This window comes from Pseudomonas sp. PSE1(2024), from assembly GCF_050990555.1.
Classification (GTDB): Bacteria; Pseudomonadota; Gammaproteobacteria; order Pseudomonadales; family Pseudomonadaceae; genus Aquipseudomonas; species Aquipseudomonas aphyarum.
Map to the genome: position 1 here is coordinate 3,147,498 of NZ_CP158967.1, position 14,033 is coordinate 3,161,530.

A 14,033-nucleotide genomic window follows, 5' to 3' on the forward strand; every position below is an offset into this window, starting at 1 on the left:
TTCCCACGCAGAGCGTGGGAACGATCAGGAATGAGTAAAAAAAACCCTGTCACAAGGACAGGGCTTTCTGTTTACCGCTCGATTCGACTTAGAACACTACGCCTTGGCTGCGCAGGTAATCGTCGTAGGTGCCGCTGAAGTCGGTCACGCCGTTCGGGCTCAGCTCGATGATGCGCGTGGCCAGGGACGATACGAACTCACGGTCGTGGCTGACGAAGATCAGCGTGCCCGGGTAGTTTTCCAGCGCCAGGTTCAGCGCCTCGATCGATTCCATGTCCAGGTGGTTGGTCGGTTCGTCCATCACCAGTACGTTCGGCTTTTGCAGGATCAGCTTGCCGAACAGCATGCGACCTTGCTCACCACCGGAAATCACCTTCACCGACTTGAGGATCTCGTCGTTGGAGAACAGCATGCGACCGAGGGTGCCACGGATCACTTGCTCGCCCTGAGTCCACTGACCCATCCAGTCGAACAGGCTGACGTCGTCTTCGAAGTCGTGGGCGTGGTCCTGAGCGTAGTAGCCCAGCTCCGCGCTTTCGGTCCACTTCACCGTGCCTGCGTCCGGGGTCAGTTCGCCCATCAGCGTGCGCAGCAGAGTGGTCTTGCCGATACCGTTCGGGCCGATGATCGCCACGCGCTCGCCGGCTTCAACGGTGAAGCTGAAGTTCTTGAACAGGGTCTTGCCGTCGAAGCCCTTGGACATCTGCTCGATGGTCACGGCCTGGCGGTGCAGCTTCTTGGTCTGTTCGAAACGGATGAAAGGGCTCACGCGGCTCGATGGCTTGACCTCGGCCAGTTGGATCTTGTCGATCTGCTTGGCGCGGGAAGTGGCCTGCTTGGCTTTCGAGGCGTTGGCCGAGAAGCGGCTGACGAACGTTTGCAGTTCGGCGATCTGGGCTTTCTTCTTGGCGTTGTCCGACAGCAGTTGCTCGCGGGACTGGGTCGCCGCAGTCATGTACTCGTCGTAGTTGCCCGGGAACAGACGCAGCTCGCCGTAGTCCAGGTCGGCCATGTGGGTGCAGACGCTGTTCAGGAAGTGACGGTCGTGGGAAATGATGATCATGGTGCTGTTACGCGCCGTCAAAATCGTTTCCAGCCAGCGGATGGTGTTGATGTCCAGGTGGTTGGTCGGTTCGTCGAGCAGCAGCACTTCCGGATCGGAGAACAGTGCCTGGGCCAACAGAACACGCAGTTTCCAGCCCGGCGCAACTTCAGTCATCGGGCCGAAATGCTGTTCCAGCGGAATGCCCAGACCCAGCAGCAGTTCACCGGCGCGGGATTCGGCGGTGTAGCCGTCCATCTCGGCGAACTCGGTTTCCAGCTCGGCCACGGCCATGCCGTCTTCTTCGCTCATTTCCGGCAGCGAGTAGATGCGGTCGCGCTCGGCCTTGACCTTCCACAGCTCTTCGTGACCCATGATCACGGTGTCGATCACGGTGAATTCTTCGTAGGCGAACTGATCCTGGCGCAGTTTACCCAGGCGAATGTTCGGCTCCAGCATGACCTGGCCACCGGACGGCTCGAGGTCGCCGCCGAGGATTTTCATGAAGGTCGACTTGCCGCAACCGTTGGCGCCGATCAGGCCGTAGCGGTTGCCGCCATTGAATTTGACCGAAACGTTTTCAAACAGCGGCTTGGCGCCGAACTGCATGGTGATGTTAGCTGTAGAAATCAAAGGTTTTTCCTGCGAAGCGTGCTGAGTAGCGAGGGTGCAGCCGGAGCGCTTGGCCCGAGTCGAAGTGCGCTGAGGCGGGACAATCCCGTCATCAACCAAGGGGGGCGCGTAAAGTTTGGCGGCGATTGTACTGGTCTGGCTCTTTAAACGATAGGGCAGTGACATCCCGATTGCCGTTTGGCGCGATCGCGGGACAGTTTTTCACAGATGAGTGTTCACTATTGGTTACAAACTGTGGCTAAAATGCCATCCATTCACCCAATGCCTTGTACGGCATGGGCTCAAGGATGCGCCACCGGGACGCTTTTTGATTTCAGACCACTGCCACAGACCTTGGGCCACAGCCCTAAAGGCGCGCAGTTTGTTCACTTCTGACGTGTGACGATTTCCGTGAAACTCATCATTGCCGCTGTATATGTCATTTCCATTGCATACGTTCACCTGCGCGGTCGTGTGCGCCACAAAATCGGTCGTCAACTGAGCGATCACTCTTCGTTTCTGGCACCGATCAACTGCTTCCTTTACCTGTTCTCGAAAAAACCCAACACGCCGTACCTGGATCCGAAGGACTTTCCGGATCTGAGCCCGTTGCAGGCGCACTGGGAAGAAATCCGCGAGGAAGGCCGCAACCTGCTGCGCGCCGGCGAAATCAAACGTTCCAACCAGTACGACGACGTCGGTTTCAACTCGTTTTTCAAGACTGGCTGGAAGCGTTTCTACCTGAAGTGGTACGGCGACAGCCACCCGTCGGCGCTGCAATTGTGCCCGCGCACCACTGAACTGGTGCAGAGCATCGGCTCGATCAAGGCTGCGATGTTTGCAGAATTGCCGCCGGGCTCGAAACTGGTGCGTCACCGCGACCCATACGCCGGTTCCTACCGTTATCACCTGGGCCTGGAAACGCCGAACGACGCCGGTTGCTACATCAACGTCGATGGCGAGAACTATCACTGGCGTGATGGCGAAGCGGTGATGTTCGACGAGACCTTCATTCATTACGCGGAAAACACCACCGACCAGAACCGCATCATCCTGTTCTGTGACGTTGAACGTCCGATGAAGTATCGCTGGGCAGCGGCGTTCAACGGCTGGTTCAGCCGCAACGTGATGTCGGCGGCCGGTGCGCCTAACGATGCGGGTGACCGCACCGGTGGCATCAACCGCTTGTTTACCAAAATCTACAAGATTCGCCTGCGCGGCAAAGAACTGAAAAAGCGCAATCGCAAACTCTATTACATGGAAAAGTGGGCGATCTTCGGCGGTCTGCTGGCGATCTTCATTCTGATCTGATGAGTCGGGCGACTGTTGAAAGACAGTCGCCCGATTTCATTTTCACGACGCTTTTTTGGTTTTTTTCGCCGCTGTGGTCTTGCTGGCGGTCTTCTTCGCCGGTTTGGCCGGGGCTTTCCCGCCGAGACTGCGCTTGAGCAGTTCGGTCAGGTCGATAACATCGGCCGATTTACGCTCTTCTTCACCGGAAACCGTCTCAACGTCTTCGATCTTGCCTTCATGGGCCTTTTTGTCCACCAGCGCCATGATTTTGTTTTCGAACTCGTCGCTGTAATCCTCTGGCGTCCAGTCCGCCGTCATGTCTTCCACCAGCCGTTTGGCCATGTCCAGTTCACCCTTGGCCAACTGCGGCTTGGTCACTTCGCTGCCCAGCGCCAATTCGTCGAGGCTGCGCACTTCCTGCGGCCAGCGCAGCTTCACCAGCACCAGCGCCGATTCCAGAGGCATCAGCGCCGCCAGGTATTGGCGCGTGTGTAAAACCACACGGGCGAGGGCGACCTTCTGGGTTTTGCTCAGGGTTTCACGCAGCAAGGCGTAGACCTTGCCACCGCGCTTGTCCGGGGCCAGGTAATAGGGCGTGTCGATGTTCTGCAACGGAATTTGCTCGCTGTCGACGAAGGCGAAGATGTCGATGGTTTGAGTCGATACCGGGTGCGCCGAACGGATTTCTTCTTCGCTGAGCACCACATAGCGGCCTTTTTCGAACTGCACGCCTTTGACGATGTGCTCTTTGGTGACTTCCTTGCCGGTGACCTTGTTGACCCGTTTATAGCCGACCGGATCCATGCTGCGGCTGTCGAGCCAGTCGAAATCGACGCCTTGGGACGAGGTCGCCGAAACGAGCGCCACGGGGATGTGCACCAGACCGAAACTGATTGCGCCTTTCCAGATTGCCCGAGCCATGGTGCTGTTCTCCGAGTGATGTTCGGGTGACCCGTGGCCCGGCGTAAAAGTTTCCGTTGTTTGCGGGGTGCGGCGGTAAACGGCAGGTCAAGCCGTGTTACATCTTGTTTAGCGGTGACGGGTTAACAAATCCGAACCCTGGGCGTAGCGTGGACTCGAAGGCTCTAATCCACGTGCATCGAGAGAGGCCGTTCATGAACCGTTTCCTGCTTGGCATTGCGTTGCTGGTCCTCAGTGGCGGGCTGGTTCACGCCGAGGACGCCACCACGCATTCATCGTTGTTGCTGGCACAAAGTCCGACCGGCAACAGCAACAACCCCTACAACAGCCCGATCCGCCGGGCGAACCCCAACAGCATGCAAGGCACCCAGCCCAGCGCTCCGCCTGTACGCGGGCCGAACACGGTGCCCGTGCCTCGGCCGCCGACCCTGGAAAACCACGGCATCGGCAATGGCCAGCCGCTGCGCTCGGTCCCGAGCACGCCACCCACCTTCATTCCCAATCCTCCAGCCCGTGACAGCGGGAGCAACCGTTGAATGGCAGAACCGCTTCTGTCAGCCCTTCAAACGAACAAAAGGAATCGTGCATGTTGCGTAAAACCCTTCTGGCCGGCCTGTGTGCCAGTGCACTGATCGCCGCCCCGGCGTTCGCTGCCGCTCCCAAAGAGCTGCAAAGCGAGCAGGGCACCCTTGAAGTCACGACGATTACCCAAGGCCTCGAGCATCCATGGGCCTTGGCGTTCCTGCCGGATCGCCAGGGCATGCTGGTGACAGAACGCCCCGGCAACCTGCGTGTGGTAGGCGCTGACGGCAAACTGTCTGCGCCGATCACCGGTGTGCCGGATGTCTGGGCCAAGGGGCAGGGCGGATTGCTCGACGTGGTGCTGTCACCGGACTTCAAACAGGATCGTCTCGTGTACCTGTCCTACGCCGAGGGCGGCGGAGCGGGTGACAAGGCCGGAACGGCGGTGGGGCGCGGGCGTCTGTCGGATGACCTGAAAACCCTGAAGGACTTCAACGTGATTTTCCGTCAGGAACCGAAACTGTCGGTCGGCAACCACTTCGGCTCGCGGCTGGTGTTCGACCGGGACGGTTATCTGTTCATCACTCTGGGCGAAAACAATGATCGCCCGACCGCGCAGGATCTGGACAAGCTGCAAGGCAAGGTCGTGCGGATCTACCCCGACGGCAAAGTACCCGATGACAATCCCTTTGTCGGCCAGTCCGGTGTGCGCCCGGAGATCTGGTCCTACGGGCACCGCAATCCCCAGGGCGCCGCGCTCAATCCGTGGACCGGAACCGTGTGGGAAAACGAGCACGGCCCGCGCGGTGGCGACGAGGTGAACATCATCGAACGCGGCAAAAATTACGGCTGGCCGCTGGCGACCCACGGCATCAATTACTCCATGCAACCGATCCCGGAAGCCAAGGGCAAGACCGCCGAAGGCACGGTCGGGCCGCACCATGTGTGGGAAAAGTCCCCGGGTGTCACCGGTATGGCGTTCTACGATGCCGATCGGTTCAAACCCTGGCAGCACAACGTGTTCATCGGAGCGCTGGTTACGCAGGAACTGATCCGTTTGCAGTTCGACGGCGACAAGGTGGTGCATGAAGAACGCTTGCTGGGCGAACTGAAACAGCGGATCCGTGATGTGCGCCAAGGGCCGGACGGTTACCTGTATGTGCTGACGGATGAGTCCGACGGCTCGCTGTACAAGATCGGACTCAAATGAAGCCTTCATGCGGGTGAGCGAGCGTAAAGCACCACCGCTGCCCGCAACTTGCCGCGACCGAAGCGGCACATCTTCTCGAACTCCCCATGGCTGACCGGCACGTGCTGGCAGTCCATGGGCTGACGATGCTGGCTGTGATCGACATCAGGGTCGTGCAGGTAGACGAAGTCTTCATCGCAGTCGGTGACGATCACCCAGTGCGGCGACTTGGACCGGGTCAGGCGATAGCTGCTGATCAGCACCAAGGGTTGACCACCGTTGGCCAGCAATGCGGGCAAGTCCAGCATTACGCCAATGACCTGATCGACGTCTGTGTCGTTCAGTTGCGCCATGAACTCGTCGTGTACCAGGCGCATGACATCTTTTTTATGCGCATCGCGCACGCCGTCGAGAAACAGCGGCCCGGTCATGCTCAGTTGCAAACGCACTTTAAAACCCCGGCGCCACGCCGCAAGCGCCAAGCCTTGGGGGCTGCAACCGCCATGGCCGGCCGTCATGAACACCGTGGTTGCCTCGCGCCACAACTGCAACTCTTCGCGCCGCTCCAGCAAACGATCGGCCTGCAATGCGCCCATGGCCATCAACAAGCAGGCCGGGCCGCAGGTGAAATCGGTGGTTTGTCGGTAATAGGGGACCTTGATGTTGCGTGAGTCGCGGTGCTGGAGAATGCGTTTCTCCAGACGCAGCGCGTCGGCGTGATCCTCGTAGTAGTCATGGATCAGCGCAAAGCGCCGGTAACCGTTGCGCTCGTACAGGGCGATGGCGGCCGGATTGTCTGTGCGCACTTCCAGCCGGAGGTAGGCGCAGTCGTGCTCGAGCGCGCAGGCCTCGATCCGATGCAGCAATTGCTTGCCCAGACCACCGCCGCGCGCCTCGGGAGCAATCGCAATCGAATACAACCGGGCCAGCGAGGTGCCGCGATGAAACAGCACCAGCGCATACCCGGCCAGTTGACCCTCGCGTTCGGCCACCCACAATTGCCCGTGGGCCCGGGTGATCATCCATTGGAAACTGCGGCGGGTGAGCCGGTCCGTGGTGAAGCAGTGCATTTCCAGCGTGAGCAACGCTGGCAAATCATCAACGACCGCCAGGCGAAAAACAGCATTCATATGACCACCGTAAAAGTTGCGTAACGAAACGGGACTTTCGAAAAACTTCGTGCTTAATAGAAAAGGTCTTGTTCTCCAACGGATCAATTTCTATGTCAGCGGTACAGGGTCATTGGCGCGAAGTATCCAGTCAAAGTTTGCCACCGGCAACTTATTTAAAACCGCAGATCAGAACTTCCAGTCAAGTGTTGATCATCGTCGAACGCAAGGAAGACTGGGCCTCGTACTTCCCCAGCGAAGACATCCTGACGGCTCAGGAATACCTCGAACAACCACCCGACAGCGAGCCGGGAAAACGGGTGCAGGTGATCAACCTGTGCCGCAGCTACAAGTACCTGGGCCACGGCTATTACTGCTCGCTGTTGGCTGAAGCCCGGGGGCACAAGGTGATTCCTTCGGTGCGCACCATCAGCGAGCTGACGCGAAAATCTCTTTATGGCCTGGCACTGGACGACCTGGATAAAACCCTGGAAAAAGCCCTCAGCCATCATCTCTACAGCGACACCGAAGGTTTTACGCTGACACTTTATTTCGGCAGAACCCATATTGAGCCATTGCAGGATCTGGCCCGGCAATTGTTTGAAGTGTTCCCGTGTCCGATTCTGTTAGTTGAATTCCGTAGAACTAACGGCTGGCACATCGAAGGTATAAAGTCCGGCGTCTTGCACAAGTTGCGCGACGATCAGGAAGATCAGTTCGCCAATGCGCTGGACGGCTTCAGTCGCAAGGTCTGGCGTGTTCCGCGTTCGCCGCAAGTGGCGCGTTATGACCTGGCGATCCTGCACGATCCGCAGGAGGCGTTGCCGCCATCCAACGCTCGCGCGCTGGAAAACTTCGTGCGGGTCGGCAAGGGCATGGGCATCGATGTCGAGCTGATCGAACGCAAGGACTACGCAAGGCTGGCCGAGTACGACGGCCTGCTGATCCGCGAGACCACCAGCGTCGACAACCACACTTACCGCTTCGCCAAGAAAGCCGAAAGTGAAGGGCTGGTGGTGATGGACGACCCGACGTCGATCCTGCGCTGCACGAACAAGGTCTACCTCACCGACCTGCTCAACAGCCATCAACTGGGCATGCCGGCTACGGAAATCCTCTACAAGGAGCGACCCGAAGACTTCGAGCGGGTCGGCGAGCGCCTCGGTTTTCCGCTGGTGCTGAAGATCCCCGACGGTTGTTTCTCCCGTGGCGTGATCAAGGTCGAGAGCCAGCAGGCCTTGCTGGAAGCCACCGCCGAACTGTTCGAGCATTCGGTGCTGCTGCTGGCTCAGGAGTTTTTCTACACCGAGTACGACTGGCGCATCGGCGTGCTCAACCGCAAACCGATCTTTGCCTGCCAGTACTTCATGTCCAAGGGCCATTGGCAGATCTACAACCACAAGGCCAAAGGCCAGGACGTCAACGGCGAATGCCGCACGCTGGCGATCCACGAGGCGCCGCGTGCGGTGGTGGAACTGGCGGTGAAAACCGCCAACCTGATCGGCGACGGACTTTACGGTGTCGATTTGAAACAGGCCGGCGACAAGGTGGTGGTGATCGAGGTCAACGACAACCCGAACCTCGACGCCGGCATCGAAGACGCCTACCTGCAGGACGACCTGTATTCGCTGGTACTGGAAGAGTTCGTGCGGCGCCTCGAACTCAAACGTCGCGGCCAGGCCTGGTGACCGGCCGATGATCAACAGCTTTGCACTCAATCACGGCGCCTTGCAGCGGGTCGAGCGGCTGGACGCCGAGGTGATGCTGTTCAGCGACCCCGACGCCGCCGAGCGCGACTTGCTGCACAGTCACTTCAAACTCGATGAACACGCGCTGGCCTCGGCGCTCGACCCGGACGAGGTGTCGCGGATCGAGTTTCACCCCGATCACTTGTTTCTGATCTGGAAACGCCCGGAAAACTATTCCGGCGGTGGCAGCCTGGCCTTCGAGGTGTCGTCCTGCGGTTTGCTGTTCTCACCGGGCCAGTTGCTGGTCATCGCCACCGACGACACGCCGTTGCACGGCGTCGGCACACGTCAGCCACTGAACACTCCGCTGGATGTGTTGCTGGATCTGCTGTTCAACAACATCCATCACTACCTCGGGCACCTGAAGGTGATCAAACTGGTCGCCCGGGAGTTGCAGCAGAAATTCAACGCCTCGATGCAAAACCATCATCTGGTGCAGATGTTCAACCTCAGCGAAAGCCTGATCTATTACATCAACGCCCTGCACAGCAACGGCGCGGTGCTCACGCGGTTGCGCAATCACGCGGAAAAACAGCATTTCGGCAGCGAAGCGATCGGCCTGATCGACGACCTGATCATCGAAAACAACCAGTGCTACAAGCAGGCGGAAATCTACTCGACGGTTTTCTCCGGGCTGATCGACGCCCGGGGCAACCTGATGAACAACAGCATGAACAACCTGCTGCGCAAACTGACGCTGATCAACGTGGTGTTTCTGCCGCTCAACCTGATTGCGAGCATCGGCGGCATGTCGGAATTCAGCATGATGACCGCCGGCACGCCGTGGTGGGTGTCGTACCCGTTGTTCCTGGCGGCGATGCTGTTGGGGGCGGGGGGGATGCTGTTCGGGCTCAGGCGTCTGGCGAAATGACCGGGGCCGGGCGTTTGCGATCCTGCAGGCCCCGAATCACCAGGTACAAAAGCGGCCCGACTGAAACAAACACCGCCGTCAGCAACAGATACGGCACCACGGACCAGCCCGACTGCCCACGCTTGCGCGCGTCCTTGTACATCCAGACGCCGGCCAGTGTTGCCAGCAGATAGAGGTCGATCACCACTTGCGCTGTGTCGGGCCGCGACATCAGGCTGATGCCGAAGTCGATCAGCGATTGCTCGGCTTGCAGCATCACGGAAACGGTGTAGCCGCTGAAGGCAATCAATGCAGTGAGGGGCAGGGCGATGGACATCAGGTATTCCTTCCTTGGGCAGATGAGCGAAAGGCCAGCCTACAGACCCGCCGCAAAAATCGCCATTGACTTGCCAGCACCGCCCGGGCTAATTTCGGGGCCATGACTTTCACCGTACTGCGCTGCCAGCCAAGCATTATTACCGCCATTCCTCATTTGGCGGGCTAGCTCACGACTGCAGCACCCAACCCGCCCTAGAGGCGGGTTTTTACTTTCTGTCTCCGGGGTTCTGAATCACACGTCAGGAGACGACCATGCGCTACAGCCCCGCCCAGCAAGCCCTGCTTGAGCAGTACGTGAAAAAGATCCTCGCCGCGCCGGTGTATGAACTGGCGGTGCGCACGCCGCTGCAACCGGCGCCGGCGCTGTCCGAAGCGCTGGGCAACCGGATCCTGCTTAAGCGCGAAGACCTGCAACCGACGTTCTCCTTCAAAATCCGTGGTGCCTACAACAAACTGGTGCAATTGAGCAACGAGCAAAAGGCGCGCGGGGTGATCACGGCGTCGGCGGGCAATCATGCGCAAGGCGTAGCGCTGGCGGCGCGGGAACTGGGTATTGCCGCGACCATTGTCATGCCGGCAACCACCCCGGAGTTGAAAGTGCGGGGCGTCAGCAGTCGTGGGGCCGAGGCGCTATTGCATGGCGAAAGCTTCCCCTTTGCCCTGGCTCACGCGCTGCAACTGGCTGAGCAGACTGGGCGAACGTTCGTTTCGCCTTTCGACGATCCCGATGTGATCGCTGGCCAAGGCACGGTCGCGATGGAAATCCTGCGCGAGCACCAGGGCGCACTGGATGCGATCTTCGTCCCGGTGGGCGGCGGCGGGTTGATCGCCGGCATCGCGGCGTATGTGAAATACCTGCGACCTGAAGTACGGATCATCGGTGTCGAGTCCGAGCACTCGGCCTGCCTGAAGGCTGCCATGCAAGCAGATGAGCGAGTGGTGCTGCCCAATGTGGGCACTTTCGCCGATGGCGTGGCGGTGGCGCAGATCGGCGCCTACGGGTTCGCGGTTTGTCGCTTCTGCGTGGATGAGGTCATCACCGTCAGCAACGATGAGCTCTGCGCGGCGATCAAGAATATCTACGACGATACCCGCTCGATCACCGAGCCTTCCGGTGCATTGGCGGTCGCAGGCATCAAACAGTACGTCGCGCAAACCGGCGCACGGAATCAGACGTTTATCGCCATCGATTCCGGCGCCAATATCAACTTCGACAGCCTGCGCCATGTCGCCGAGCGAGCGGCGGCGTGCGGCGTTGTGGCTTGAGATTATTCGGGAATGGCCACGCCAACCTTGTCCGCAGCCGACCAGATGCGGAAGCGCACTTCGACGTCCTGCGGTGCGTAGATCACGATCGGCAGCTTGCTGTTGTAGCGCACGGTGAAACCGTCACCGATCACCGGTACGAACGCGCGTTTTTTCGGGGTGCCGGGTGGGCAGGCCATCAGCGTGCTCATCGGGCCGCTGACTTTTTCCAGTCGGTAGAACGGATAGCCCCAGCCTTCGAGGTTTTTCTCTTCGAGGGTGCCGCCCAGACGCTGGCGGTTGCAGTCGACTTCGAGGGTCTTGCCAGCGAGGATTTCTACTTTGAAGTTTTCTTCCTGGGCTTGTTGCGGCAGGTGGATGACCTGACGCGTGAAGCCCGCTTCGGCCTTCGGATAGGGCGCGGTGTCTTCAAGTTTGGCGGCGTGGGCGAGGGTGGACAGGCTGGCGAGCATCAGGCCGGCGGTCGCGTAAACAGTGAAATTTCCCATTGAAGCCTCCTGGCGGGTGTACGTTGGTTGACGGGCATTCTCACTGTCACAGGCGATGAATGCAAACTGCCAGCCGCATGCAAATTGCAGTGCCTGCACGATCGAATCTTGCATTTTGCAACTGGCCAGTGGCGTCCCTTTTCCACAAGTCATTGATTTGCAAGGAGGTGAAAGCGACCCGATGAAAGGCACGTTTTATGCGTTGATTTGGTGCGGCGCACCGAGTCTGGGCGCCTACACTCCAATGGGCATTTCGCAGTACAGCCGCTTGTCACACCCAGGGATTCAGCGGGGATACACCCGTGGGAAGCCGTGGCAACGGTCAACGTGAATACTTGATTGGCAGTCTCACAGTAAGGAGAGGTTTCGCCATGTTTCTGTCTGCCTTGGAACTCCGCAACATCATAGAAAGCAGCTTTCTACCAAAACGCTGCCAGTGCACGCTGTCCCCGGATCTGTCGATGACCGTCAAGGTGTATGGCGATCACCAAACCGATCAGGTTGAGCTGCTGGTGAGTGGCATCGATGCCAGTCACTTGAACAGCTGTCGCGAAATCAACGGCCTGATCGCCGGGTTGCGCTCGGATCTTGCGCAACATTCGGCAACTCATTCAGTGCCGCGATCCCGAGTCGTCTAACCGACTGTTTCACCCAGTTCGACCGTCACGCGCCGGGCCTGCAAGAAGCCAAGGCCCAGCGCGAACTCGACCAGCACCGCAAGCAGAATCCCGGGGCCGGCGTGGCCGTTGAGCCATTCAGCAAACCCCAGCACCGCCAGGCCAAAACAGCCGACGATAAAGCCGTTGCTCAGCGCATTGCGCGCGATCGACACCGGCGCGTTGCGCACCAGATAAAACATCACTCCTAACGCTGCAAACAGCACTGCGCTGCGCCGTGCGACGAATCCGGCTGCTTCCGAATACTCAATGCTCCAGATCGCCAGCAACACCTGTGGCGCCAGGCCCCATGCAAGGGAAAGCAGAAAACACAGGGAGAAGGTGAGGGTCGACAACGTGCGAAACGACAACTGCATGGCGAATCCTTGCGGCAGTGAGGAGGGCCCCGAGCATACTCTTCGAGACCCGTGCTCGCCTACCGCAAAGCCGCAAATCAGAGCTTTCTGTCAGTTCTGGAAGTTGCAGGCGTCAGACATTTTCCGGTAACTGATTTCCTCGGGCTTGCCGGCGTTGTCGAGGTACTTCATGTCGGCGGTAATGACCTTGCATTGCTGCGTCTGCGGCTCGGTCATCGAGATCACTTTGCTGACGTGCAGCGGCATGCCGTATTCGTAAGGCACAGCCTTGGCATTGGCGGACGTATCATTGGCCTGGGCCAGCCCGGCAAACGCGGTGCAGGCGAGGGCGGTGGTGAGCAGGAACGGACGAATGTTCATGATGGACTCCGGTGCGACGGAAATTGAGTTCAACTTGTTGCAAGCCAAACCTGCCGCACTGGGCGTCAGCCAAGGGCTGAGGGTGTGCGGTTCAGTAGAGTTTTTGACCGCGGCGTTAAGCGATGGTTAACCGGGCTGAACGCCGGCTGTCTGGGCGGGGATTGTTTCGCGGGGGAGTCTCGGCGGATTCCTACAAGGGTGGATGCCTTGTCTGCTTTCGGGGGCTGGAGTGGGGAGGTTATGGTTTGGCGTCGCTGCAAAATCAGCGGCTTAGGTTTGGTCACCTAACGTAATCACCTGTGCATGTGTGCCATTATTCGCCCCGACGGACATTCGTGTCCGTGGAGTGCATTGCTGTGGCGGCTGTGTACAGGGTCGCCTTCGGGCGAGCCGAGTCAGGTGGTTCTCGGTTGACCAAGCCTGTTCACAGTCCGCCTCCCCATCGTTTGGTCACGGTGCTGGCGGTTACTTTCAAGCTGCCTTGAGTAATTCCAATGCCAATCCTGAAATTAAGCTCCGCTCGTTACCTCCCACTCAACAGCGGCGTCACCGACAGCGCTCCGCTGGTCATCGACACCCAAGCCAACCCAAAAGATCTCTTCGAAGCCGCTGTGCAACGCATCCGCGCCGCCAGCGACCTGCTCGAAACCTTGCACTGCCTGTGCTTCAAACACGCCGATGTCCAGGACATTCCCCACATCACCCATGCGCTGTATCTGCTGACGCAGGATGGCAGTGATTTGCTGCAGGTTGCGCAGCAACGGATGTTGAACTGTCAGGCGTCGGTTTAACGGAACGCAAAAGTAAAAAGGGGAGTCCGTCTGGACTCCCCTTGGTCATTGGGCTGGCTGGAATCAGCTTATTTTGTGCGCCGGGGTAGATGGTGCAGTCTTGGCCGTCTGACATTTTGAAGGGTTTGAAGCCGGTGGTGTTGTCCCGACAGAATGCATAGGGGGCTTTCAGGCTTTCCCCATGCGCTCCTACCGAAATTACGCAGTCCTTAGCTGGGCACTGCCCGCCTGGGGAATCATCGCGAGTCGAACCTCGACATTGTTCTCTTTCTTCGCCAGCCAGCGTTGCAGGTTCTCGTCATGCTCCGGTGCCTGAGTCGCAGAACCATAGATGTCTTCAGGCGTGAGCTTGAGATAGTTCAGGGTATGAAGACGCTGGCGAGAAGTATCCAGTCGGCCAATCTCCGCTCTCAATACGCTTGCCTGTTGCATGGCGGCTCGGCGATCGGATTGGAAAGGACTGTTCAACT

The 14,033-nt window shown here is 59.1% G+C and carries 16 protein-coding genes and 1 pseudogene; 9 read left to right on the plus strand and 8 right to left on the minus strand.

What is annotated here, in order from left to right; all coding sequences use genetic code 11:
• Window positions 1-88: 88 nt before the first annotated feature.
• Window positions 89-1,675, minus strand: coding sequence for an ABC-F family ATPase (locus tag ABTV87_RS14230; RefSeq protein WP_045121838.1), 1,587 nt, complete (start codon window positions 1,673-1,675; stop codon window positions 89-91).
• Window positions 1,676-2,065: 390 nt separating this feature from the next.
• On the opposite strand from ABTV87_RS14230, the gene lpxO reads away from it, so the two are divergent.
• Complete coding sequence (gene lpxO, locus ABTV87_RS14235) at window positions 2,066-2,965, plus strand: lipid A hydroxylase LpxO (protein ID WP_221535435.1); 900 nt, start codon at window positions 2,066-2,068, stop codon at window positions 2,963-2,965.
• A 42-nt stretch (window positions 2,966-3,007) separates the two neighbouring features.
• Here lpxO and ABTV87_RS14240 read toward each other — a convergent pair whose 3' ends face one another.
• Window positions 3,008-3,868 (minus strand): Ku protein, encoded by an 861-nt coding sequence (locus tag ABTV87_RS14240; RefSeq protein WP_258713552.1) that lies wholly within the window; start codon window positions 3,866-3,868, stop codon window positions 3,008-3,010.
• A 194-nt stretch (window positions 3,869-4,062) separates the two neighbouring features.
• Between ABTV87_RS14240 and ABTV87_RS14245 the strand changes: the two genes are divergently transcribed.
• Together ABTV87_RS14245 and ABTV87_RS14250 are read left to right on the plus strand one after the other, a co-directional pair.
• Window positions 4,063-4,404 (plus strand): hypothetical protein, encoded by a 342-nt coding sequence (locus ABTV87_RS14245; protein ID WP_085603893.1) that lies wholly within the window; start codon window positions 4,063-4,065, stop codon window positions 4,402-4,404.
• A 50-nt stretch (window positions 4,405-4,454) separates the two neighbouring features.
• Complete coding sequence (locus tag ABTV87_RS14250) at window positions 4,455-5,600, plus strand: PQQ-dependent sugar dehydrogenase (RefSeq protein ID WP_258713553.1); 1,146 nt, start codon at window positions 4,455-4,457, stop codon at window positions 5,598-5,600.
• A gap of 5 nt (window positions 5,601-5,605) precedes the next feature.
• Here the strand turns inward: ABTV87_RS14250 and ABTV87_RS14255 are convergent, their stop codons facing one another.
• Complete coding sequence (locus ABTV87_RS14255) at window positions 5,606-6,709, minus strand: GNAT family N-acetyltransferase/peptidase C39 family protein (protein ID WP_258713554.1); 1,104 nt, start codon at window positions 6,707-6,709, stop codon at window positions 5,606-5,608.
• A 92-nt stretch (window positions 6,710-6,801) separates the two neighbouring features.
• On the opposite strand from ABTV87_RS14255, the gene ABTV87_RS14260 reads away from it, so the two are divergent.
• Together ABTV87_RS14260 and ABTV87_RS14265 are read left to right on the plus strand one after the other, a co-directional pair.
• Complete coding sequence (locus ABTV87_RS14260) at window positions 6,802-8,376, plus strand: RimK family protein (protein ID WP_258713555.1); 1,575 nt, start codon at window positions 6,802-6,804, stop codon at window positions 8,374-8,376.
• A gap of 7 nt (window positions 8,377-8,383) precedes the next feature.
• Window positions 8,384-9,307 carry a magnesium transporter CorA family protein gene (locus tag ABTV87_RS14265; RefSeq protein ID WP_258713556.1) on the plus strand — a complete coding sequence of 308 codons (924 nt, stop codon included), beginning with the start codon at window positions 8,384-8,386 and terminating at the stop codon, window positions 9,305-9,307.
• Here the strand turns inward: ABTV87_RS14265 and ABTV87_RS14270 are convergent.
• On the minus strand, window positions 9,288-9,626 hold the full coding sequence (locus tag ABTV87_RS14270) for a DUF2834 domain-containing protein (protein ID WP_085603881.1): 339 nt from the start codon (window positions 9,624-9,626) through the stop codon (window positions 9,288-9,290). The two genes, ABTV87_RS14265 and ABTV87_RS14270, sit on opposite strands and share 20 nt — an antisense overlap.
• A 251-nt stretch (window positions 9,627-9,877) precedes the next feature.
• Between ABTV87_RS14270 and ilvA the strand changes: the two are divergent.
• A pseudogene (gene ilvA, locus ABTV87_RS14275) lies at window positions 9,878-10,867 on the plus strand (threonine ammonia-lyase, biosynthetic); the annotation flags it as partial.
• Window positions 10,868-10,893: 26 nt separating this feature from the next.
• On the opposite strand, the gene eco reads toward ilvA, so the two are convergent.
• The gene (gene eco / locus ABTV87_RS14280) at window positions 10,894-11,379 is read right to left on the minus strand and encodes a serine protease inhibitor ecotin (RefSeq protein WP_258713557.1); all 486 of its coding nucleotides are present in this window, start codon (window positions 11,377-11,379) and stop codon (window positions 10,894-10,896) included.
• 371 nt (window positions 11,380-11,750) lie between these two features.
• Here eco and ABTV87_RS14285 point away from each other — a divergent pair, with 371 nt between their 5' ends.
• The gene (locus ABTV87_RS14285) at window positions 11,751-12,017 is read left to right on the plus strand and encodes a DUF1652 domain-containing protein (RefSeq protein ID WP_007957441.1); all 267 of its coding nucleotides are present in this window, start codon (window positions 11,751-11,753) and stop codon (window positions 12,015-12,017) included.
• Here the strand turns inward: ABTV87_RS14285 and ABTV87_RS14290 are convergent.
• Together ABTV87_RS14290 and ABTV87_RS14295 are read right to left on the minus strand one after the other, a co-directional pair.
• Window positions 12,014-12,412, minus strand: coding sequence for a hypothetical protein (locus ABTV87_RS14290; protein WP_163975128.1), 399 nt, complete (start codon window positions 12,410-12,412; stop codon window positions 12,014-12,016). The two genes, ABTV87_RS14285 and ABTV87_RS14290, sit on opposite strands and share 4 nt — an antisense overlap.
• A gap of 90 nt (window positions 12,413-12,502) precedes the next feature.
• Entirely contained in the window at window positions 12,503-12,772 is a 270-nt protein-coding gene (locus ABTV87_RS14295; RefSeq protein WP_273903077.1) for a DUF2790 domain-containing protein, read from the minus strand.
• Between ABTV87_RS14295 and ABTV87_RS14300 the strand changes: the two genes are divergently transcribed.
• A complete protein-coding gene (locus ABTV87_RS14300) occupies window positions 12,765-12,902 on the plus strand; it encodes a hypothetical protein (RefSeq protein WP_433899804.1) in 138 nt (45 codons plus the stop codon). The genes ABTV87_RS14295 and ABTV87_RS14300 overlap by 8 nt on opposite strands.
• Window positions 12,903-13,266: 364 nt before the next feature.
• A complete protein-coding gene (locus ABTV87_RS14305; RefSeq protein ID WP_433899805.1) occupies window positions 13,267-13,563 on the plus strand; it encodes a hypothetical protein in 297 nt (98 codons plus the stop codon).
• A gap of 198 nt (window positions 13,564-13,761) precedes the next feature.
• Here ABTV87_RS14305 and ABTV87_RS14310 read toward each other — a convergent pair whose 3' ends face one another.
• Window positions 13,762-14,031 carry a hypothetical protein gene (locus ABTV87_RS14310; RefSeq protein ID WP_433899806.1) on the minus strand — a complete coding sequence of 90 codons (270 nt, stop codon included), beginning with the start codon at window positions 14,029-14,031 and terminating at the stop codon, window positions 13,762-13,764.
• Between the last annotated feature and the right edge of the window lie 2 nt (window positions 14,032-14,033).

What these genes read in the sequence shown, in the direction of transcription:
- ABTV87_RS14240 (WP_258713552.1), bottom strand. Translation starts at nt 3,868, where the DNA reads ATGGCTCGGGCAATCTGGAAAGGCGCAATCAGTTTCGGTCTGGTGCAC.
- ABTV87_RS14295 (WP_273903077.1), bottom strand. Translation starts at nt 12,772, where the DNA reads ATGAACATTCGTCCGTTCCTGCTCACCACCGCCCTCGCCTGCACCGCG.
- ABTV87_RS14245 (WP_085603893.1), top strand. Translation starts at nt 4,063, where the DNA reads ATGAACCGTTTCCTGCTTGGCATTGCGTTGCTGGTCCTCAGTGGCGGG.
- ABTV87_RS14265 (WP_258713556.1), top strand. Translation starts at nt 8,384, where the DNA reads ATGATCAACAGCTTTGCACTCAATCACGGCGCCTTGCAGCGGGTCGAG.
- ABTV87_RS14255 (WP_258713554.1), bottom strand. Translation starts at nt 6,709, where the DNA reads ATGAATGCTGTTTTTCGCCTGGCGGTCGTTGATGATTTGCCAGCGTTG.
- ABTV87_RS14305 (WP_433899805.1), top strand. Translation starts at nt 13,267, where the DNA reads ATGCCAATCCTGAAATTAAGCTCCGCTCGTTACCTCCCACTCAACAGC.
- eco (WP_258713557.1), bottom strand. Translation starts at nt 11,379, where the DNA reads ATGGGAAATTTCACTGTTTACGCGACCGCCGGCCTGATGCTCGCCAGC.
- ABTV87_RS14285 (WP_007957441.1), top strand. Translation starts at nt 11,751, where the DNA reads ATGTTTCTGTCTGCCTTGGAACTCCGCAACATCATAGAAAGCAGCTTT.
- ABTV87_RS14250 (WP_258713553.1), top strand. Translation starts at nt 4,455, where the DNA reads ATGTTGCGTAAAACCCTTCTGGCCGGCCTGTGTGCCAGTGCACTGATC.
- ABTV87_RS14300 (WP_433899804.1), top strand. Translation starts at nt 12,765, where the DNA reads ATGTTCATGATGGACTCCGGTGCGACGGAAATTGAGTTCAACTTGTTG.
- ABTV87_RS14260 (WP_258713555.1), top strand. Translation starts at nt 6,802, where the DNA reads ATGTCAGCGGTACAGGGTCATTGGCGCGAAGTATCCAGTCAAAGTTTG.
- ABTV87_RS14290 (WP_163975128.1), bottom strand. Translation starts at nt 12,412, where the DNA reads ATGCAGTTGTCGTTTCGCACGTTGTCGACCCTCACCTTCTCCCTGTGT.